This window comes from Hoeflea sp. EC-HK425 (assembly GCF_902498795.1).
GTDB lineage: Bacteria > Pseudomonadota > Alphaproteobacteria > Rhizobiales > Rhizobiaceae > Hoeflea > Hoeflea alexandrii.
The window spans coordinates 2,061,220-2,081,210 of record NZ_LR701572.1 but is presented as its reverse complement, the minus strand read 5'-3'; the positions used below and the strand labels follow the sequence as shown (position 1 = coordinate 2,081,210).

At 60.7% G+C, this 19,991-nt stretch carries 20 protein-coding genes and 2 pseudogenes; 11 read left to right on the top strand and 11 right to left on the bottom strand.

Annotated features, from left to right (window positions below; translation table 11 throughout):
- Nucleotides 1-49: 49 nt before the first annotated feature.
- Both SPHINGO391_RS12820 and SPHINGO391_RS12815 read right to left on the bottom strand, forming a co-directional pair.
- Nucleotides 50-1,192, bottom strand: a complete 1,143-nt coding sequence (locus SPHINGO391_RS12820; protein WP_152009190.1) for a glycosyltransferase family 4 protein — start codon at nt 1,190-1,192, stop codon at nt 50-52.
- Nucleotides 1,193-1,196: 4 nt separating this feature from the next.
- Nucleotides 1,197-1,772 carry a polysaccharide biosynthesis/export family protein gene (locus SPHINGO391_RS12815; protein ID WP_152009189.1) on the bottom strand — a complete coding sequence of 192 codons (576 nt, stop codon included), beginning with the start codon at nt 1,770-1,772 and terminating at the stop codon, nt 1,197-1,199.
- A gap of 263 nt (nt 1,773-2,035) precedes the next feature.
- On the opposite strand from SPHINGO391_RS12815, the gene SPHINGO391_RS12810 reads away from it, so the two are divergent.
- A complete protein-coding gene (locus SPHINGO391_RS12810) occupies nt 2,036-4,153 on the top strand; it encodes an exopolysaccharide transport family protein (RefSeq protein ID WP_193217425.1) in 2,118 nt (705 codons plus the stop codon).
- Between the two features lie 39 nt (nt 4,154-4,192).
- Here the strand turns inward: SPHINGO391_RS12810 and SPHINGO391_RS12805 are convergent, their stop codons facing one another.
- Nucleotides 4,193-5,419 carry a GNAT family N-acetyltransferase gene (locus SPHINGO391_RS12805; RefSeq protein WP_152009187.1) on the bottom strand — a complete coding sequence of 409 codons (1,227 nt, stop codon included), beginning with the start codon at nt 5,417-5,419 and terminating at the stop codon, nt 4,193-4,195.
- A 159-nt stretch (nt 5,420-5,578) separates the two neighbouring features.
- Nucleotides 5,579-5,797 (bottom strand): DUF2842 domain-containing protein, encoded by a 219-nt coding sequence (locus tag SPHINGO391_RS12800; protein ID WP_152009186.1) that lies wholly within the window; start codon nt 5,795-5,797, stop codon nt 5,579-5,581.
- A gap of 187 nt (nt 5,798-5,984) precedes the next feature.
- Between SPHINGO391_RS12800 and SPHINGO391_RS12795 the strand changes: the two genes are divergently transcribed.
- Both SPHINGO391_RS12795 and SPHINGO391_RS12790 read left to right on the top strand, forming a co-directional pair.
- Nucleotides 5,985-7,139: a COX15/CtaA family protein gene (locus tag SPHINGO391_RS12795; RefSeq protein ID WP_152009185.1), complete on the top strand. Its 1,155-nt coding sequence runs from the start codon at nt 5,985-5,987 to the stop codon at nt 7,137-7,139.
- 58 nt (nt 7,140-7,197) lie between these two features.
- Nucleotides 7,198-7,485, top strand: a complete 288-nt coding sequence (locus SPHINGO391_RS12790) for a YrhK family protein (protein WP_152009184.1) — start codon at nt 7,198-7,200, stop codon at nt 7,483-7,485.
- Between the two features lie 82 nt (nt 7,486-7,567).
- On the opposite strand, the gene argC is transcribed toward SPHINGO391_RS12790, so the two are convergent.
- Together argC and speB are read right to left on the bottom strand one after the other, a co-directional pair.
- A complete protein-coding gene (gene argC / locus SPHINGO391_RS12785) occupies nt 7,568-8,497 on the bottom strand; it encodes an N-acetyl-gamma-glutamyl-phosphate reductase (RefSeq protein WP_152009183.1) in 930 nt (309 codons plus the stop codon).
- Nucleotides 8,498-8,585: 88 nt separating this feature from the next.
- On the bottom strand, nt 8,586-9,536 hold the full coding sequence (gene speB / locus SPHINGO391_RS12780) for an agmatinase (RefSeq protein WP_152009182.1): 951 nt from the start codon (nt 9,534-9,536) through the stop codon (nt 8,586-8,588).
- 229 nt (nt 9,537-9,765) lie between these two features.
- Between speB and SPHINGO391_RS12775 the strand changes: the two genes are divergently transcribed.
- Nucleotides 9,766-10,821, top strand: a complete 1,056-nt coding sequence (locus SPHINGO391_RS12775; RefSeq protein ID WP_193217277.1) for an acyltransferase — start codon at nt 9,766-9,768, stop codon at nt 10,819-10,821.
- Between the two features lie 186 nt (nt 10,822-11,007).
- On the opposite strand, the pseudogene SPHINGO391_RS25250 reads toward SPHINGO391_RS12775, so the two are convergent.
- Nucleotides 11,008-11,139: pseudogene (locus tag SPHINGO391_RS25250) on the bottom strand (IS5/IS1182 family transposase); the annotation flags it as partial.
- Nucleotides 11,140-11,330: 191 nt separating this feature from the next.
- Here SPHINGO391_RS25250 and SPHINGO391_RS12770 point away from each other — a divergent pair.
- Both SPHINGO391_RS12770 and SPHINGO391_RS12765 read left to right on the top strand, forming a co-directional pair.
- Nucleotides 11,331-12,848 carry a glycosyltransferase family 39 protein gene (locus tag SPHINGO391_RS12770; RefSeq protein WP_152009180.1) on the top strand — a complete coding sequence of 506 codons (1,518 nt, stop codon included), beginning with the start codon at nt 11,331-11,333 and terminating at the stop codon, nt 12,846-12,848.
- 73 nt (nt 12,849-12,921) lie between these two features.
- Nucleotides 12,922-13,424: pseudogene (locus SPHINGO391_RS12765) on the top strand (DDE-type integrase/transposase/recombinase); the annotation flags it as partial.
- Here the strand turns inward: SPHINGO391_RS12765 and rpsI are convergent.
- The 3 genes from rpsI to SPHINGO391_RS12750 form a co-directional block, all read right to left on the bottom strand.
- On the bottom strand, nt 13,421-13,903 hold the full coding sequence (rpsI, locus tag SPHINGO391_RS12760; protein WP_152009179.1) for a 30S ribosomal protein S9: 483 nt from the start codon (nt 13,901-13,903) through the stop codon (nt 13,421-13,423). The pseudogene SPHINGO391_RS12765 and the gene rpsI sit on opposite strands and share 4 nt — an antisense overlap.
- 2 nt (nt 13,904-13,905) lie before the next feature.
- Nucleotides 13,906-14,370, bottom strand: a complete 465-nt coding sequence (rplM, locus tag SPHINGO391_RS12755) for a 50S ribosomal protein L13 (RefSeq protein ID WP_152009178.1) — start codon at nt 14,368-14,370, stop codon at nt 13,906-13,908.
- A gap of 269 nt (nt 14,371-14,639) precedes the next feature.
- A complete protein-coding gene (locus SPHINGO391_RS12750; protein ID WP_152009177.1) occupies nt 14,640-15,077 on the bottom strand; it encodes a PaaI family thioesterase in 438 nt (145 codons plus the stop codon).
- 230 nt (nt 15,078-15,307) lie between these two features.
- Between SPHINGO391_RS12750 and SPHINGO391_RS12745 the strand changes: the two genes are divergently transcribed.
- On the top strand, nt 15,308-16,132 hold the full coding sequence (locus tag SPHINGO391_RS12745; RefSeq protein WP_152009176.1) for an enoyl-CoA hydratase: 825 nt from the start codon (nt 15,308-15,310) through the stop codon (nt 16,130-16,132).
- A gap of 121 nt (nt 16,133-16,253) precedes the next feature.
- A complete protein-coding gene (locus tag SPHINGO391_RS12740) occupies nt 16,254-16,691 on the top strand; it encodes a VOC family protein (RefSeq protein ID WP_152009175.1) in 438 nt (145 codons plus the stop codon).
- 67 nt (nt 16,692-16,758) lie between these two features.
- Here SPHINGO391_RS12740 and SPHINGO391_RS12735 read toward each other — a convergent pair whose 3' ends face one another.
- On the bottom strand, nt 16,759-17,133 hold the full coding sequence (locus tag SPHINGO391_RS12735) for a hypothetical protein (protein WP_193217276.1): 375 nt from the start codon (nt 17,131-17,133) through the stop codon (nt 16,759-16,761).
- Nucleotides 17,134-17,273: 140 nt separating this feature from the next.
- Between SPHINGO391_RS12735 and SPHINGO391_RS12730 the strand changes: the two genes are divergently transcribed.
- The 3 genes from SPHINGO391_RS12730 (at nt 17,274) to SPHINGO391_RS12720 (ending at nt 19,902) form a co-directional block, all read left to right on the top strand.
- Entirely contained in the window at nt 17,274-17,813 is a 540-nt protein-coding gene (locus tag SPHINGO391_RS12730; RefSeq protein ID WP_152011547.1) for a CoA-binding protein, read from the top strand.
- A 125-nt stretch (nt 17,814-17,938) separates the two neighbouring features.
- Nucleotides 17,939-18,397: a hypothetical protein gene (locus SPHINGO391_RS12725; protein WP_152009174.1), complete on the top strand. Its 459-nt coding sequence runs from the start codon at nt 17,939-17,941 to the stop codon at nt 18,395-18,397.
- A 221-nt stretch (nt 18,398-18,618) separates the two neighbouring features.
- Entirely contained in the window at nt 18,619-19,902 is a 1,284-nt protein-coding gene (locus SPHINGO391_RS12720) for an O-acetylhomoserine aminocarboxypropyltransferase (RefSeq protein WP_152009173.1), read from the top strand.
- Nucleotides 19,903-19,991: the final 89 nt, after the last annotated feature.

Here is a 19,991-nt window from a genome sequence, read left to right as displayed (position 1 = left end):
CATGTGCTCCCTAAGAAAGACTTGACACGCCGCGCTTCCCGCTGTGCCGTTATCGTCCGTCCAGGCAGTCCCGGTAGAGCGATATCATCCGGTCTGCCATTGTTTGCGCAGAGAAATTTGCTTGGAACTCCGCCATTTGCGGCATTGAGGCGGGCAGCCAGTTCGGATCGGAGACGGCGTGAGCCATGGCCGCTGCCAGCGCCTCGATGTCCCCCGGTGGCACAAATCCGGCAAAGCCGGTGCCGAGAATTTCAGGGATGCCGCCGACTTCGGTCGAGATCACCGGCTTGCCGGCCGCGACCGCTTCGAGAACGATGTAGGGCATCGATTCAGCCCGCGAGGGGATGACCACCGTTCGCGCCATCGCAAAGGCCTCTCGGGCGGGCATGGCGTCGCGCATCCTTACCCGCTCGCCCAGGCCGAGCAGGTCGAGCCGTGCCTGGTAGCGCGGCTTGTCATCTCCGTCGCCAACCATGACGCCGCGCAGGGGCCGTCCGGCCAGTTGCTCGGCACGCCGCAGCGCTTCGATGAAGACGTCCGGCCCTTTCAGGTCGCGCATCATGCCGATGTAGAGGAAATCGACCGCATCGGCATCGTCAACGACCGGCTCGAACTCGTTTTCACGCAAGCCGTTGTGAATGAGACGCCAGGATGCGCGGGGTGTGCCGATCTTTTTCTCATAGGTTCTGCGCTCGTAATCCGAGACGAACACCAGGCTGTCGGTCCAGCGCTCGAGCAGTCGTTCGATGGCAAAGTAGGCCTGACCCCGCAGGGTCTTCTCGTTGTAGTGCAGGCTCCCGCCGTGCGGGGAATAAAAACGGGCAACGCAAGACCTTGATACCCGTAACCGTGAGCCGACCAGTCGCACGAAAGCGCCACCCTTGGCGCCGTGTCCGTGCAACACGTCCGGCTGCAAATTCTTGACTTCACGAAAGGTTTTGACTGCCGTGCTGATGTCTGACAGCCCAAGTGAGCGGCGAATGGGCAGCCGTGTCAGCCCAAGCGTCAGATGCGGCATGATGCTTTCGAAAAGCTTGTCCTCATAGGCGCCGCCGGTGGTGGAATCGCACAGGATCCCGACCTGGTGACCGGCCTTTGCATGCTCTTCCGCCAGATCCCGTACATGCCGGAAAATGCCGCCCACCGGCGATCGGAAGCAATGAAGGATCCGTAGAGGTTTGTGTGCTGTCATCAGGTTAGAACAGCCGCTCACGCACATAGATCGTGTCGCCAGCGAGGATCGGATCCGTGATCCGAACCCTGCCGGTCATGATTTTCCCGTTGATGTTCCGGGTGATATCGACATTGCGCTGGTTTGCCCGCGAGGAATAGCCCCCGGCAATGGCAATGGCGTTCTGCACGGTCATGCCGGCCACGTAGGAGTATTGCCCCGCCTGTCCGACTTCGCCCATGATGTAGAACGACCGGTAGCGGTCGATTTCGATCGATACGTCAGGATCGCGCAGATAGCCCTGTCTCAGGCTGACTGCGATATTGCCTTCCAGTTCCTGCAATGTGCGGCCGCGCGCGGGAACCGCGCCGATCAGCGGGAAGGCGATATAGCCGGACTGGTCGATGGTGTAGGTTCCGGTCAATCCGTCCTGTTCAAAGACGGTGACCCGCAACCGGTCTCCGGCGTCCAGCCTGTAGGGCTGCATCACCGCCTCGTGGAAAGCCCGCGGCGCCGGCTGATAGCCCGAACATCCTGCCAGCATGACCGCGGTCATGGCGGCCGCCAGAAGATGTGTCACTTTGGACTTGGCGGGTTTCATTCTTTTCCGTGCTCCACGCGAAACGTGCAAAATTCGAAACCCGTTATCGATCCATTAGGGTTAACGGCTGGTAAAACTCCGATCTTTTTTGCTCTGTGCGACCTGCAGGGCGGCTTCAATCAAAGCTGCTGTCCGGCGGGGCCGGGGAGGAGAGCCCAAAGGTAAAGGAACTCTGACTGCAGCCTTAACCCTTGCGTTACCATGTTCCTTTACTCTTGCGGGTCAGTACAAGTACGGAGTAGCTGCGCATGTCTGTCTCGCCGATGACACAAGCTGATGTGGATATTGATCTTGGCCGCCTGGTAAAGGCGGTCTGGGAGAAGAGAGTGCTTGTGGCGGGTCTCACCGCTGCCGCGGCAGGACTGGCCTTCATCGTCACCGGTTTGCTCAATCCGCTCTACAAGTCGGAAACCCGGCTTCTGATCGAAACCCGTGAGCCGGTCTATTCCAGCGATCAGAACCAGACCAACTCCGACACGACATTTGATGACCGGGCGGTGACCAGCCAGGTCGAGATTCTTCGCTCGACCGATCTTGTGAAGCAGGTGGCGCGCACGCTCGATCTGTCCTCCCGCGAGGAATTCGATCCCGCGGCCAATCCCTCGGCGATCAGCGATATCCTGGTCATGCTCGGCCTCAAGAAGAACCCGCTCGACGTCCCCGCCGAAGAGCGCATTCTCAAGGAATTCTACAAGAAGCTTGATGTCTATGCCGTGCCTGAATCGCGCGTGATCGGCATCGAGTTCTCCTCCCAGGACGAGGCGCTCGCCGCCCAGGTACCCAACGCCCTGGTCGATGCCTATCTGGCCTTCCAGTCCGGCGCCAAGCTTGAAACCAACACCGACGCAAGTGCCTGGCTGGAACCCGAAATCGCCAGGCTGCGCGAGAAGGTCCGTGAATCCGAAAGCAAGGTCGCCGAATACCGTGCCCAGACCGGGCTCCTGCTGGTCAACCAGCAGGACACCATTGCTGCCAAGCAACTCTCTGATATTTCGACCGAATTGAGCAGGGTGAGGGGCGAGCGGGCGGATTCGGAAGCCCGTGCTCAACAGGTTCGCACAGCGCTGCAGAATGGCCAGGCGGTCGATGCCGTATCCGACGTGCTCGATAGCCCGGTCATCCAGCGGCTGCGCGAAAGCGAGGGCAACATCCGTGCCCAGCTTGCAGATGTCTCGACCACGCTTCTCGATGCCCATCCCCGCATGAAGGGGCTGCGCGCGCAATTGGCTGATGTCGAGCAGCAGATTGTCAGCGAGATCCGCAAGGTGCTCTCGAGCCTCGAAAGCAATGCGCGGGTTGCGCGTCTGCGCGAAGAGGAACTGGTAGCCCAGCTCAACGAACTCAAGGCCGGGTCGGCCCGCGAGGGCGAGGAGGCCGTCGAGCTGCGCTCGCTCGAGCGCGAGGCGGCGGCCCAGCGTGAACTGCTCGAAACCTATCTGAGCCGCTATCGCGAAGCGGCCTCGCGCACCGAGCCCAAGGCCCTGCCTGCAGATGCCCGGGTGATTTCCCGCGCAGTCCCTGCATCGGAAGCCTATTTTCCGAAAACCGGTCCCATCATTATTGTGGCAGCGCTCTCGGCCTTTCTGCTCTCGTCGATCGGCGTGATGCTGGGCGAATTGTTCTCCGGCAGGGCCCTGCGGCCCTCCTCGGCGCTTGTCGGTGATCCGACTGCCGCCCCGGTAATGGCAAATCAGGCTGCAGCAGTGCCCGTTGCCGCGGCTTTTGCACCGTCCGGCGACCAGTCTGAAAGCCACTCCGCAGCATTGCCCCAGATCTCCAATGATGCGGATGATTTCAGCGTTGAGGCGGTTGCCGAGCAACTGATTACCGATCAGACGCCGGTCGCGGTATGCGTTTCACCGGAGGGAGACGAGGGCTCGGCTGCCGCGGTGATGCTCACGCGCACCGTTGCCGGCGATGGTCTCAAGACCGTGCTGATCGATCTGACCGGGTCGGCCTGCCCGACCGAACTCATGGCAGAATCGACCCGTCTTCCGGGATTGACCGACCTGATGTGCGGTGAAACCAGCATCGCGGACTCGATCCATCCCGATCGCCTGTCTTCGGCGCATGTCATCCCGCGCGGCAACGCCAATGCAAGACGCGCCATGCGCGCGATCGACCGGTTGCCGATGATCATCGACGCCCTGACCGAAGCCTATGATCTCGTGGTGGTCGAATGTGGCGCCGCCGACGCCGCTTCGGTTGCGCGGATTGCCCGCGCTGAGCGCAGCGAGATCGTGCTCTCGATCCTGCGCTCAGGTGAGGCCGAAATCGCCACCCTGCTGGCTGAGTTCAATGCACAGGGTTTCGACGATATCCTGCTGATGACACCCGGCGAACCGGTCAGCCCGCTGGGAAACCGCAGTTCAGCCGCCTGAGTTCCTAGGCTTGTTCCGATTGATCGCCGTATCCCGCGATCAATCGGTCTCCGCAGCCGGCCTGGCTTTCTCTACCGTCAGGCCCCGCAAGCGCGCGGCAACTCGGTGCAATGCCGGTGAGGTCTTGATGGTCCGCTTCAGGCGGATCATGCCGGAGATCAGGGGCGCGGCCAGCCGCCCCTTGAGATTGAGCGGCACATAGCAGTCAACGAGTTCTGTCCGTTGCGGACACCAGGACCGCTTGTAGAGCTGATCGCCGACACCGAAGTCGAACACCTTGTGTCCGCTCGCCGAAGCACGTTCGATCATCAGGTAGAACAGAAGCTCCCCGGCGCTTACGTCGGCGGCCACCGTCTCGTCGATCGAACCGAACTGGCAGGTGACATGCCGGTCCTTGACGGTCAGCCCGGCCACCGAAATGATCCGGCCCGCGTGATCGCCGCCGGCAAGTTCGATGCCGTGAAGTTCGAGTGCGGGCTGTCCGTCCACGTTGCGGTTGGTCGCAAGGGTGCGCAGGAAGGCCCGAATCCCGGCATCTGCAAACACGTTCGGAAGGCCCTGCGCGGTAAGCCGCGCCGGCTTCTGCTCGAGAAAAGCATCCAGCAGCAGCAGGGCTTCGGCATCGCTGTCGCCGGTGATGTGCCGGTAGCCGCCCATCGCCTCCAGCCGTCGCTCCGAGACGCGGAACTTCTTGCGGCGGCGCTTGCCGTTGATCTGCGCCAGTACCTCGGAGAAGTCGGTAAAGAGCGGCAGCTGGAAACTCGGATTCTGGTGGAACACCCGGGGCAAGCCGGAAAACGGCGGTTGCCCGGCCGTCTCCGGCGTCATCTTGTCAAACAGAACGATGTCTGCCGAAAGCCCCGCCTTGGTCAGGGTTGTTGCGAGCTGTTTGGCCGAAACCTGGCCGATCTTGGTCAGTTGCTTGGTGTCGATCAGGCCGGTGTTTTCGTTGGAATGGGCTGTTCCGGCGAAGCGCGCGATGCTGAGCCCACCCCTTTGTTCGATCTCGAGCGGCAGTACGGCGAACGGTACACCATTGTGCTCGAGAGTAACGACGTTGAGGTTCGCGCCGGTTGTCTTGGTCCAGGCTTCCACCCAGGCGCGGCTCTGGTGAAAGCTTGTCTTCGGATCGGCTTCGAGCGCTGACCACAGCTCTGGGATTGCCTCGGGCGCCGGTGCGATCCGCGCGGACAGCCGGTCCACGGCCGCCGCCGCATGCTTTGCTGCCGAGGCCAGGGGGGCAGTGATGTCCTGTGCATTCGCCATGATGTCAGAGCTCTCGGGTTTTCATGCCTGCTGGGGCAAACATGAAGCACGAGACCCAAAATTCACGTAAACATAGTGTCAAAGCTGCATAAAAGCCGGTTTGAAGGCTAATGCCGCGTTAACGCCGCCAGACGCCGCCGCTCGGGGCGCCGGCCGTCGTCAGGCCTGTTTTTTCTTCGGCGGGCGTTCCATCCAGCGGATAACGAACATTGCCGGCACCACCCAGAGAACGCCCGTAAACAGGAAATAGAGCAGGTGCACATACCATTCCGATTCCGCCAGCCGGTAGGTGGCGATCGTCGTGGCCACCAGCGCATAGACGATCACCAGCGCGACGATGATCACGGTTCCGATGAGTTTCTTCAGGCGGACGGGCATGGCGGGGCCTTGTAATTTCGGGCGGTCAGGTTGATCTGGTATCCGACATAGCGGCTTTCGGGCTGAACGCAAGGGCAAGCCTGCGGGGGGCACGCGCCGCGACGGCATGCCGCAAAGCCCTGACCCTTGCCTTGGCACGGCGTGTGGTGCACATGTCCGCCGTGTTGCTCAAGGAAAGAAACCGGACATGAATGCCACCACCGCTGCTCCGCGCGCTGAACTTCAGGATCCCCGGGCGCAGGCCGCCACCGAGACGCCGGATGCCGGGAAATTGCTGGCCGAGCAGCAGCGGATCCGCGACAACCGTGCGGTTCAGCGGGTCTGGCTTGCCATCGTGCTGGTCGCCATTTTCGCCCTTGTGCTTGTCGGCGGCGCCACTCGTCTGACCGATTCCGGCCTTTCGATCACCGAGTGGAAGCCGATCCATGGCGTGATTCCGCCGCTGAGCGAGGCCGAATGGCAGGAAGAACTCGAACTCTATCGCCAGATCCCCGAATACCAGCTGATCAACAAGGGCATGAGCCTGGATGAATTCAAGGTGATCTACTGGTGGGAATGGGCGCACCGGTTTCTCGCCCGTGGTGTCGGCGTGCTGTTTGGCGTGCCGTTGCTGTTTTTCCTGGCCACGGGCCGTGTCGAGAAACGCCTGCGGTGGCCCTTGTTCGGGCTGCTGGTACTTGGCGGTCTGCAAGGCGCCGTCGGCTGGTGGATGGTGGCGTCCGGTCTTGTCGATCGCGTTGATGTCAGCCAGTACCGTCTGGCCACCCACCTGACCCTTGCCTGCCTCATCTTTGCGGCGATTGTCTGGGTGATGCGGGGCCTTGCGCCGCACTCCTCGGACCCGCTCCCGAGTGTCGGCCTGAAGCGCGCGGCAGGGGCTCTTGCGGGCCTCATCCTGGTGCAGATCTATCTCGGCGGCCTGGTAGCGGGGCTTGACGCAGGGCTGGCATCCAACACATGGCCGTTGATGAATGGAGCCTTCGTGCCGGAGGGCCTGCTTGTGATCGCGCCCGCCTGGCGCAATTTCTTTGAAAACGAGTTGACGGTTCAGTTCGTGCACCGTCTTGGCGGTTACCTCATCTTTGCGCTCGCCTTGTGGCACATGGTAGCATCGATCCAGCGCGGACGAGGCAGCACCCATTGCCGCCGCGCCGTTGTGCTGTTTGGACTGGTCACCATCCAGGCCCTGATCGGGATCGTGGTGATTGTCACCCAGGTTCCGGTGAGCTGGGCCTTGCTGCACCAGGGCTGGGCGGTGGTTGTGCTCGGGTTTGCCGTCGCCCACTGGCGCGGGTTCCATGGCGCCTATCCGATGGAAACAAACATCAGCCTGAGGAGTTGACCGGCAAGGCCTGCCGCGACGTCGGCGGCAGGGGTCCGTCTTTCCAAGGGAGAGTGCAATGACACTTTTCAAGCCGTCGCGTCGTCGAAGATATGTCTCCGACACACAATACTACGCCTGGTTCGAACTCGCCTACACGACGGTCGACGTCTGCGCGGCACTGCTATTCGTGCTGGGGTCGGTCATGTTCTTCTCGGAGAATTGGCAGACCGCCGGGACCTGGTGTTTTCTGATCGGCTCGATCTGCTTCGCACTCAAGCCGACACTGCGCATCATCCGCGAACTTCGCTATGTCGAGGAGGATGATTACGAGGATCTTGCCAAGCGATACCAAGACGGCTCTTAGAGCGTCTGCTCAAGGGCAGAGGCGGCTTTCTGCAACGAAAGACGCGGCAAGGCCTGCCGCGCCGCTCGCGCCTTAGCCCGCCTTAGCCGCCGATCATCAGGTCCATGTTCTGCACTGCCGCCCCGGACGCGCCCTTGCCGAGATTGTCGAGCGAAGCGACCAGGTTGACCTGTCCCGCCCCCTCGGTGCCGCAGACATAAAGCTTCATCCGGTCGGTGCCCGCCATTTCTTCCGGATCCAGCCGCGGCAGGCCTGACGAGACCGCAAGCGAAACGACTTCGACGACCGATCCGCTTCCGTAGTGGTCGGCAAGCGCCGCGTGTACGTTCGCCATCGACGGCTCGCCGGTCATCAGGTCGAGATGCAGCGGCACATTGACCAGCATGCCCTGTGCGAAGCGCCCGACGGCGGGCGTGAAGATCGGCCGCCGCGAGATCCCGGTATGGGTCATGATCTCAGGCACATGCTTGTGCGCCAAGGCCAGCGCATAGGCGAAATAGGTAGCCGTGATCGCATCGTCGCGGCCCGCATCTTCCATCTGCGCGATCAATTGCTTGCCGCCGCCGGTGTAGCCGGACACGGCATTGATGGTGACCGGATAGTCCGCAGGCAGCAAGCCGGCTCCCACCAGAGGCGAGATCAGCGCGATCGCGCCGGTTGAATAGCAGCCCGGGTTCGAGACGAACTGCGCACCGGCGATGCGCTTTCTCTGAGCTTGAGAAAGCTCGGCAAAGCCGAACGCCCAGTCCGGGTTGCTGCGGTGCGCGGTAGAAGCATCGATGAACCGGGTTCCGGCGTCGGACGCGAGTGCCACCGCTTCCCGCGCCGCGTCGTCGGGCAGGCACAGAATGGCAATGTCGGCCTCGCGCAGAAACTGGGTCCGGACAGCCGGATCCCGCCGCTGCTCGACGGGCATCGACATCAGCTCGATGTCGCTCCGCTGCTGCAGCCGCGATACGATCTGCAGGCCAGTTGTTCCGTGTTCACCGTCAATGAAAATCTTGGGAGCCATCGGGCTTCTCCGTTCATGCAAATAGTATCAGGGACTTGTGCAGCGCTTCGGATTCAGTTCGCGAAGCTCTTGGTTGGCTTCGCGAGCGTTATCGTCGTGATCGGCGTTCTGCAAGCAGTCCCAGATAATGCATGGCAACAGAGGCTCCGGCTATCGCGGTGATGTCCGCGTGATCATAGGCTGGCGCGACTTCTACAATATCGGCGCCCTTGATATCAAGCCCCCCGAGTTTCTGAAGCACCGAGAGCATCTTGGCGCTCGAAGGTCCGCCGGCCACCGGTGTACCGGTTCCGGGGGCGAAAGCCGGGTCGAGGCAATCGATGTCGAAGGTGACATAGCAGGGCGCATCGCCGACATGATCGGCGATGGTCGCGGCAATCTGCGTCGCCGACATGTCCTCGACGTCGTAGCCGTAGAGGATGCGGATGCCGCAATCCTCCGGCGCATGGGTCCTGATTCCGACCTGGATCGAGCGGGTCGGGTCGATCACCCCGTCACGAACCGCGCGGCCGACGAATGAACCGTGATCGATCCGCTTGCCGTCGTCGAACCAGGTGTCCTGATGGGCATCGAACTGGACCAGTGCCAGTTGCCCATGTTTGGCAGCGTGCGCCTTGAGCAGCGGCCAGGTGACAAAATGGTCGCCGCCCATGCTCATCAGAAAGGCCCCGGAGGCCAGGATCTTGCTCGCTTCGCGCTCGATGGTCGCCGGTGTCTTCTGATGGTTGCCATAGTCGAGCAGGCAGTCACCGTAGTCGATCACCGCCATCGCCTCGAACAGATCCCGATCGAACGGATATTGCGGATCATTGTCGAAGATCGCCGCTGCACGGCGGATTGCCTGCGGTCCGAAGCGCGCGCCGGGCCGGTTCGATACGGCCGCGTCGAACGGAATGCCCCACACCACCGCATCGGCGCCCTTGAGCGACTTGGTGTATTTGCGCCGCATGAACGAAAGCGCTCCGGCATAGGTCGGATCAGACGCCGCCGAGGTCAGCGAACGGGTGGTGAATGCGTGGTCGATGGATTTATTGGCCATGGTCTGGTCCCGGGCGCTGCGGATGTGTCCGCCTTGTCTAACCCAATAGACCCGCATGTCAAAGTCGGCCGTTTCCGGCAGCGGGGCAGAAAACCCCTAGGTTTTTGGTGTTTTAGGGTTTGGGAAGTTTTGTCTGGTAGAGCATGGGCAAGCAGGACAGTGTCCATAGATCCACAAGACGGAATTGGCCATGGGTGAAGCTAAGTCTTCATACGCTTCCACGGAGACCTTGTATTCCGTTCAGTATCTGCGCGCGGCGGCAGCGCTCGCGGTTGTTTACTACCATGTATCGGCACTGTCGCAAGAGACCTGGGGGCTCGATCCCGAGCGCATCGACCATGTCGGTGCCGCTGGTGTTGATCTGTTTTTTGTCATCTCCGGTTTTGTCATGGCGATGATCGTGGGGCGACCTGGCGCCTTTGACGGCCGCGAATTCTGGATCCGCCGCATTGCCAGGGTTGTGCCAGCCTATTGGGTGATCACCTTTGCCGTTTTCGCGCTGGCATGGTTCATGCCGCATCTCTTCAACTCGACCACGGCCGATCTCTCCACCCTGATGACATCCTTGTCATTTCTGGCTCTCGACCATGGTGACGGCAACACGACACCGCTGCTGGTGGTCGGCTGGACACTGAACTACGAGATCTTCTTCTATGCGATCGTGGCATTGACGGCTGGTCTGTTCGGCGACCGCAGGCTGCATGGCGCCTCGCTGCTCATCATCTCTCTGGTGGCCCTGGGGCTGTGGGTGCGCCCGGAAGATCCGAGCCTGGCGTTCTATACGGATCCGATCCTGCTTGAGTTCGTCTTCGGCATCCTCATCTACCGCACATGGAGCCGGACACGGCAACTGCATCACGGACTTGCGTTGGCCATGTTCCTGACAGGCACCGTGCTGCTTGTTCTTCAGTGGGAACGTCCGGTTGGCGATCTGCGGATGCTGTTCTGGGGCGTGCCCGCGGCTGCGGTGCTGTATGGGGCGCTGGGCACGCTGACCTTCCGCAGTCCGCTGCTGGCGCGCCTGGGCGAGTGGTCCTATGCCCTCTATCTCACCCACGTCTTCGTCATCACCCTCTACATCAAGCACATCATCTCCGCCGTGACGACGATCGAACTGCCGTGGCAGGTGCATTACCTGATCATGACCATTTTTACGGTCGCCGGCGCTGCGGCCTACCACATGGTGGTCGAAGCCCCGCTCTCGCGTTGGACCTTGCGCTCACTGCGCCGGCCGCAACCGGCCCTGAAGCAAACCGTCCGACCGACGACTGGTCCCGCCGAATAGTAGCTCCGCCCCTGAGCGGCAAGGCCACCGGCATCAGGTATTGTCTGCGGACAAAAAGGCGGAGCTGAAGCCCCGCTTAAACCTGCAATTCCAGAGATGAGGCTTAACATCTGGAGAGCTGAATAAACGAATAGATAAACCAGTAAAAAATTTGGAAGTTTACATGTCTTGTGGCAGGTAAAACTTTTTTGGGCATCCGGGACGGCGCGGCATTGGTCGAAAAGGCTCGGTCCATGCCCAGTCCCGGTCCGTCATCTCGCTTGCGTAGCGTGCCGTTCGCCCGGCATATTGCCGGCGGGCGGTTTCGGTCCCGATCATTGTGCTCTGCGTTGAATCCCTGCAAGTCAGAAAGATAATTAACCTGTTGAAATAAAACGATTTATTTGAGGTGATTTCTCAATCACGATGCTGTAGAACCCGTGAAAACAAGCCAGGAACGATGTGTTCGATTGCATCGAGATGTTCTACGATCCGAATCGCAGGCGTGTGAGAAGCAGAAAGGGACTTAAATGGTGGCTGTAAAGCCTGAAGCAACTGGCGTGGGGCTCAACAATACCGTGCGAAAGACATCGACATTCTCGCTAACGCATTCGGAACGGCAAGTCTTGATCGCGATTCTCTGCGTCCTGCTGGTCGTGCGCATCCTGGCCATGTTCTGGTACCCTTTCGTAGACTCGACAGAGGCACGATATGCAGAAATTGCGCGAAAGATGGTCGAGACAGGCGACTGGATAACCCCTCAGTTCGATTACGGCGTCCCGTTTTGGGGTAAGCCACCATTGCACACCTGGATGTCCGCTCTGGGCATGAAAATATTCGGAGTTGGTCATTTTGGTGCGCGTTTTTTCTTTCTGATCGCATCTCTTGGCCTGCTGTGGCTCTGCTACGTCTGGGTCCGGAGAGTGCGAGGCGCAGACCAGGCCTTGGTGGCAATGGCTGTCATTGCAACTGCAGGGCTGTTTTACGGGGCGTCGGCTTTCGTCGTGACCGATATGGCAATGGTGCTGGGAACGACCATGAGCATGGCCGGGTTCTACGTTTGCCTCACTGACAGATCGGCTCACCGTTTATGGGGGTACCTGTTCTTTGTTGGCCTTGCTGTTGGCCTCTTGGCAAAGGGGCCGGTTGCGGTCGTTTTAACAGGAATCCCGATTTTCCTTTGGATCGTCGTAGGCAATCGCTGGCGACAGTTGTTTCGTCTTCCATGGATCACGGGTCTGCTTGTCACTGCTCTGATCGCTTTGCCATGGTATCTTGTGGCCGAAGCGAAAACGCCAGGATTCTTGAACTATTTCATTGTCGGAGAACACTACAAGCGATTCCTGGAGACTGCCTGGCAGGGCGATTTGTACGGTTCGGCTCATGCTCGCCCGAAGGGAATGATTTGGGCATATGGGACCTTTACATTCCTGCCTTGGTCATTTTTCGTGCTAGCTTTGATGCTCAGAAGCAAACAGGTTCTGGATGTCTTACGAAAAGATCAAGCCGGATGGTATAGTTATCTTTTTTTCTGGTCATTGTCGCCGTTGATCCTGTTCACGCCAGCTGCCAACATTCTTCCCGCTTATGTTTTGCCGGGAATTCCTGCCGCCGCCATTCTGTTGGTTGCCGTCTGGTCAAACGTATTCGGGCCACCAGGTCGGATGACGCGGCTATGGGGATCACTTTCCATGATCAGTGTCGCGGTAATAGTACTGGGTCTGGCTACGGTTGCGTTCTTCTTGCCCAACACGCTCAATGTGAAGTCGGAACGAGAGTTGGTCCTTAGAGCACTCGAGGCGTCGCCCGATATCGCAATCACCTACTGGGCCGACCGCAGTTATTCCGCCGAATTTTACGCACAAGGCCGCGTTAGCTACCTGATGGATCCGGATGGTCTCCGCGCATTAAACACCAACAACGTCAGGGATGCCCTGGCGGTCAGTAGCCAAGACATACCAAATCTAAGGGACCAATTGGAGGCTGGCTTCGTTGATGTGGGTCGGTTTGGGCGGCGTCATCTGTTTATTGAGCCGTCGCCGCAATAACGATCCGGATGCTGCTGATGGATGCCGGCTATCTGTGACTTGCTCAGACCCGAGGCGAGTGCTGAGAGCTGATGCGCCGGACAGGGCGTGGGTGACAGACATCACCTACATCCGGACAAGGAGAGCTTTGCCTGTCTGGCGGTGATGATCGGCCTGTTTTCGCGCCGCGTCACCGGCTGGCCGCTGCAGGCCAGGCAGGCCACCGGCATTGCGTTGCAGGCGTTGCTTATGGCGGTATGGCGTCGAAGGCGGAAGAACATGGTTCTGGTCCGTTCCGACCAGGGCTCGCAGTTCACCAGCATGGACCGGGCGGTGTTCCTGAAACACCATAGTCTTGAGCACTCGATGAGCCGTCGCGGCAACTGCCATGGCAATGCCATGGCGGAGAGCTTCTTCACTCTCCTCAAGCGCGAGCACCTTAGGGACGGGATGCGGTCACCCGTGAAGTTCGAAAGGCAGCAGAAAATGCAACCCGAGGATGTCCACGAAACTCGGGGCTATTCAGCAAGCATCAAAAAAGGAGGCCCGGTGAGGGGCCTCCTTGAAAATGTTGGGATATTTGCAGTTCCAGCTTAACGCTTGGAGAACTGGAACGAGCGGCGGGCCTTGGCCTTGCCGTACTTCTTACGCTCGACGACGCGGCTGTCGCGGGTCAGGAAGCCACCCTTCTTGAGAACGCCGCGCAGGCCGGGTTCGTAGTAGGTCAGCGCCTTGGAGATGCCGTGACGGACAGCACCGGCCTGGCCGGAGAGGCCACCGCCGGTGACGGTGCAGACAACGTCGAACTGGCCCTGGCGGGCAGCGGCGACGACAGGCTGCTGGACAACCATCTGCAGCACCGGACGTGCGAAATACTTGACGAAGTCGCGGCCATTGACAGTGATCTTGCCGGTGCCGGGCTTGACCCAGACGCGGGCGATCGCGTTCTTGCGCTTGCCGGTCGCATAAGAGCGGCCCAGGTCATCGACCTTGCGCACGTGGACCGGGGCTTCCGGTGCAGCTTCGGCAGCGTTGACCGATGCGCCGAGCTCCTCAAGCGAATTGAGTTCAGCCATGATCAGGCGCTCCTTTTGTTCTTGGTGTTCAGCGAGGCGACGTCCAGGACGGTCGGCTGCTGGGCTTCATGCGGATGTTCCGAACCGGCATAGACGCGCAGGTTTTTCATCTGGCGACGGCCAAGCGGACCGCGCGGAACCATGCGCTCGACAGCCTTCTCGATGACGCGCTCGGGAAAGCGGCCTTCGAAAATCTGGCGCGCGGTGCGCTCCTTGATGCCGCCGGGATAGCCGGTGTGCCAGTAGTATTTCTTGTCGGTGTACTTCTTGCCGGTCAGGACCGCCTTTTCGGCATTGATGATCACGACATTGTCGCCATCGTCAACATGAGGGGTGAAGGTGGCTTTGTGCTTGCCGCGCAGGCGGTTTGCAACAACAGAGGCGAGGCGGCCAACGACGAGATCTGTCGCGTCGATGATGACCCACTTCTTTTCCACCTCTGCAGGCTTCTGCGAGAAGGTTTTCATGGAGTTCTCTCTTCAATTCAGGATCCGGAACCGGTCAGGCCGGCGCGGACGTTTCTTGTTGCTTGTGTTGCTGCGGTCGAGCCCGAAAGCCCAGCATCGCATCAACGATTGCGCCAGCCCCTTCCAAAGGTGCCAACGCTGCGTGCTTATAGGCGAGGGGTAAATCAGCGTCAAGCGGGCGTTCTTGGCGTGAACCAAAAAATACCTTTCAAAAACAAGCGGTTATGAATGCGGTATTTAAATACCGTACAAATTCCGCTTGTTCCGGCTCAGTTTCGCGGCGGAATGGAGTATGTCGCTGTTGCGTGCGCCACCAGTTCACCGCCGGAATCGCGGATGGAGATGTCGGTGACGACCAGCCGTTTGCCCAGTTTCAGGATCATCGCGGTGGCGTCGAGCGGCCCGGGCTGGGGCTTCATCAGGAAGTTGATGTTGAGATTGGTGGTGACTGCCAGCGCCACGCGGCCGATATGCGCCAGGATCACAGCATAGGCCGCGAGGTCGGAGAGCATGAACATGGTCGGGCCGCTCACGGTTCCGCCGGGGCGCAGATGCTTGTCGTCGGCATGAAGCCGCACCAGCGCCGTTCCGGGCGAGACTGCCTCAACCGAGATATCGTCCCCGTTCGCCTTGATTTGCGGAAACACTTCATCGAGATAGGCCGAAACCTCGGGAGCGGACATCACGGGCGTGGCCGGTGCGGACATGGGGCATTTTCCTGTTTTTGTCAGTGTATAGGTAGGCTGTCACAAGGCGCTGAGCATGTGGCGGTCGCGTTCATGATGAACCTTCGCCTTCGGCTTCAACCCTCACGCCAGATTCGATTTACTTTACCCACCGTTGCGGAAACGAAGCGTCCGGTCAACGCGGTGCCGTGGGGTTCACGCCGCGATGCTGCCGCGCTAGACTTGAGCCTGAACAGAAAAGGGTCTCTCGCATGAACGTCGTTGAATTGAAACAGGAAGCACCAGCCGGCCTGGTCAAGGTGTCAAGACACGGCAGCGTGCTGCGGCTGGAGATGAACAATCCGCCGGCCAACGCCCTGTCGATCGCCATGATGGAAGCCCTCAAGGATGAATTCGACGCCGCACGCGAGGACAAGTCCATCCGTGTGGTCATTCTCGCCTCGGCGACGCCCGGAAAACTGTTTTGCGCCGGTCACGATCTCAAGGAGCTGACCGTTCACCGCGCCGACGAGGACCGGGGCAGGGCGTTTTTCGCCCGCACCATGAAGCTTTGCGCCGAGGTGATGCAGACCATCGTGCATCTGCCGGTGCCGGTGATTGCCGAGGTCGATGGTCTGGCCACGGCCGCCGGATGCCAGCTTGTGGCTTCGTGTGATCTGGCCATGTGCACCGACACCTCGACCTTCTGCACGCCGGGCGTCAATATCGGGCTGTTTTGCTCGACGCCGATGGTGGCGCTCTCCCGCAACGTGCACCGCAAGCAGGCCATGGAAATGCTGCTGACGGGAGAGACCATCGACGCCTCCACCGCCCGCGAGTTCGGGCTGATCAACCGCATCATGCCGCGCCAGTATCTCAACCAGGTGGTGATGAAATACGCCGAGGTCATCGCCTCCAAGTCTCCGCTGACCGTGAAGATCGGTAAGGAAGCCTTCTACCGCCAGGCCGAGATGTCGCTCGAGGACGCCTATGAATACACCGCCGGCGTCATGGTCGAGAACATGATGGCCCGCGATGCCGAGGAAGGCATCGGCGCCTTCATCGCCAAGCGCAAGCCCGAATGGACCGGGGAGTAGTCCTGCTGCAATGATCCGGACCAATGGACTTGACGGAAGCCCGGCAAGCTGATTTGTTCTCTGTATGTTCTTTTTGCTGGAAGCGCCCGCCGGATAGCGTCGGTGGCCGCGGGAGTGTGATATGAAGACCTTTGAACCGCGTATCTCCATGATCACGCTTGGCGTCGCCGACGTGGCGGCAGCGACCGCGTTTTACCAGCGGCTGGGCTTCAGGCGGTCATCGGCCTCAAATGACAACGTGACCTTTTTTCACATGAGGGGCACGGTGCTTGGCTTGTTCGGCCGCGATGCGCTTGCCGCCGATGCGGCGGTCGAACCGACTGTGCCGCAGGGTTTCGAGGGCGTGGCGCTTGCCCATAATCTCGGTTCTCGGGACGAGGTGGACGCAGCCTGGGACTTTGCGGTTGAATGCGGCGCGCGGCCGGTGAAAAAGCCGCACGAGGTGTTCTGGGGTGGTTACTCCGGCTATTTTGCCGATCCCGACGGCCATCTTTGGGAACTCGCGCACAACCCCTTCATGCAACTCGATGAGAATGGTCACATGACGCTGCCCGAATAGGGCAGGGACATGGACCCATCACCAGCACTATCGTCATTCTTCACGCCGGTCTGGCTGCCCGAAGGCGCTACTGCGACAGCCGCAGCAGCGGGCGGAAATTGAGCAGCCCGTCATCATCGTCCGCTGCATGCGGATCACAGCGGATCACCCGGCAGGAATTCGTGTCCCGCGCCGGTACCCTGGCCCAGACACCAACCGACGGGCTCTCGCACATCAACGACGAACTGACATAACGGTCATAGATCGGCAGGCCGCGCTTCGACGTGTAGCGCAGGATCGCGGCACCCTCCCGGATAAGCGTCGCGCGGATGGCGTTGCAGTCGGTCTTCGTGGTTTCGACTCGGCTGATGGCCTGCGCTGGTGCAGTCCCGACCGCGAGGGTCGCCGCAAGTACCGCAGCAATCGGCAGGATCGTCCGGGCGGATATGATTGTCTGTCTCATGGGGCTCTCCAAAGCGGTCGTGTAGTATCACCATACAGCCAATTGTGGCGCGTATCGGGACAAAAGGTGACGCCGCCGATGCTTGACGCCATTGATGCCTGTTGCGACAACCGCTGCATCAGGAACCCGGAACAGAGATGATGAATCACGACAGCTACGAGAACGCCTACATCTCCGGTATCCTGAAATCGGTGAAGACCATCGCGGTGGTCGGCGCTTCAGCCAACGATGTCCGCCCGAGCTTCTTTGTGATGAAATACATGCTCGACAAGGGCTATAGCGTTGTTCCGGTCAATCCGGGGCAGGCGGGCAAACCGATCCTCGGCCAGATGACCTATGCACGGCTCAGCGATGTTCCCGAGCCAATTGACATGGTCGATGTCTTCCGCGCTTCCGATGCCGTGCCCGGGATTGTGGATGAAACCCTCAGCCTTGGTCCCCTCCCGAAGGTCATCTGGATGCAGCTGACCGTGCGCCATGACGAAGCCGCCGCCCGTGCTGAAGCGGCAGGCCTCAAGGTGGTGATGAATCGCTGCCCCAAGATCGAATATGCGCGGCTGTCGGGCGAGATCGGCTGGAATGGCGTCAACTCGGGCATGATTTCCTCGCGCAAGCCGGTGATGCGGTCTGGCTACCAGAGCTACGGCCTCAGGGGCAAACCGGGCGATGGGAGCAACTGATCCGACCCTGCAAAGTCCGGCACTAGGTCTGTTTGCCGATCTGATGCCACAGTTCGAGCGCAAGGAATGCCTGGGCAGACTCCATATGAGTGTCTGCCTGTTCAAGACTTGCCCGGAAGGTCATCATGGTCCGTCTCTTCAAGCTGGTGCGCACCACCGCCTTTCTCGTGGTCCTCTGCGTGTCACTCGCCACCACGGCGGTCAGTCTCGGCGTCTGGGCCGTGTCGCTGACGGCGCAGGTCACGACCATGACGGCGAGTGCCGCCGCGGCCGCCATCGCCAACCGCAAGGCCATCGCCGCGGCCGTGCTCAGAACCAAGGCCAAGGCGCGGCTCCGGCGGGCCTTGGTGGTGGTGCCGGTGGCGGGCATCGCCGCAGCCATTGCGTTTGAGCGCGAGGACTATCTCGAATGGAAACAGGACAATCCAGACGGCGACATTGAGGCCTATGGCTGCGAGGTTAGCGCGGTGTCGGCGGAGGTTGTCGATGATGTGCTGCAGGATCTTCCCGAACAGGTGCGCCCCTCGCGCGACTGGCTGCTTTCACGCCTGCCCGAATGTGCCACATCTGACGTGGAGAGCTGAGAGGTAGCCCCGGGCCGGGTGCTCCGCTCGCTCATCCTTTCGCGGACTGTAGATCTTGCAGCATGTTTTTCCCGAAACAGCGCTGAAATAACGCGACAGGCGTGTCTCTTGCTGGTTGCGCGCAAAATTCTTCTTTGACCAGCGCGCGGACATGCGGGATAAACGCCGCGACACCCAACACGGGCCGCAACTGGCCCTACAGGGCACAAGGGGAGAGGTCCATGTCGAACAATCAGCCAGGTTTCAACACGCTTGCCATTCATGCCGGAGCGCAACCCGATCCGGCAACCGGCGCGCGCGCCACGCCGATCTACCAGACCACCAGTTTCGTCTTCGATGATGCCGATCATGCAGCCTCGCTGTTTGGCCTCAAGGCCTTCGGCAACATCTACACCCGCATCATGAACCCGACCCAGGCCGTGCTCGAAGAGCGCATCGCAGCGCTTGAGGGCGGCACTGCCGCGCTTGCCGTGGCTTCGGGCCATGCCGCGCAGCTTCTGGTGTTCCACACCATCATGAGCCCGGGTGACAATTTCATCGCCGCCAACCGGCTTTACGGTGGCTCGATCAACCAGTTCGGCCAGTCCTTCAAGTCCTTCGACTGGCATGTCCGCTGGGCCGATCCCGCCGACATGTCGAGCATCGAGGCGCAGATCGACGATCGCACCAAGGCGATCTTCATCGAGAGCCTTGCCAACCCGGGCGGCACCTTCGTCGATATCAATGCCATTGCCGAAGTCGCCCGCAAGCACGGCCTGCCGCTGATCGTCGACAATACCATGGCCTCTCCCTACCTGATTCAGCCGATCGAACATGGTGCCGACATTGTCGTTCACTCGCTGACCAAGTTCATCGGCGGCCACGGCAACTCGATGGGCGGCGTCATCGTCGATGGCGGTTCCTTCGACTGGTCGAAGTCTGGCAAGTATCCGATGCTCTCCGAACCGCGTCCGGAATATGGCGGCATGGTCCTGCATGAAACCTTCGGCAATTTCGCCTTCGCGATTGCCTGCCGGGTGCTGGGCCTTCGCGACTTCGGTCCGGCCATCTCGCCGTTCAACGCCTTCATGATCCTGACTGGCATCGAGACGCTTGCGCTTCGCATGCAACGTCACTCGGACAACGCGCTTGAGGTCGCCAACTGGCTGGCCAAGCACGACAAGGTCGCCTGGGTCTCCTATGCCGGTCGGTCCGAGCATGAGAACCATGCCCTGCAGCAGCGCTACTCGCCCAAGGGCGGCGGCGCGGTGTTCACCTTCGGCCTCAAGGGCGGCTATGATTCCGGCGTCAAGTTCGTGGAAGGCCTCGAGATGTTCTCGCATCTGGCCAATATCGGCGACACCCGCTCGCTGGTCATCCATCCGGCCTCGACCACCCACCGCCAGCTCACGCCAGAGCAGCAGGTTGCTGCCGGCGCCGGGCCCGACGTGGTCCGCCTCTCGGTCGGCATCGAGGACGTCAAGGACATCATCGCCGATCTCGAGCAGGCACTCGCCAAGGCCTGATCACCGATGTGATGTCTGAATCTGAACGGCCCGGAACCATGTTCCGGGCCGTTTCTGTTAATTCCGTTGTCGCGCTGATGGGTGACAGC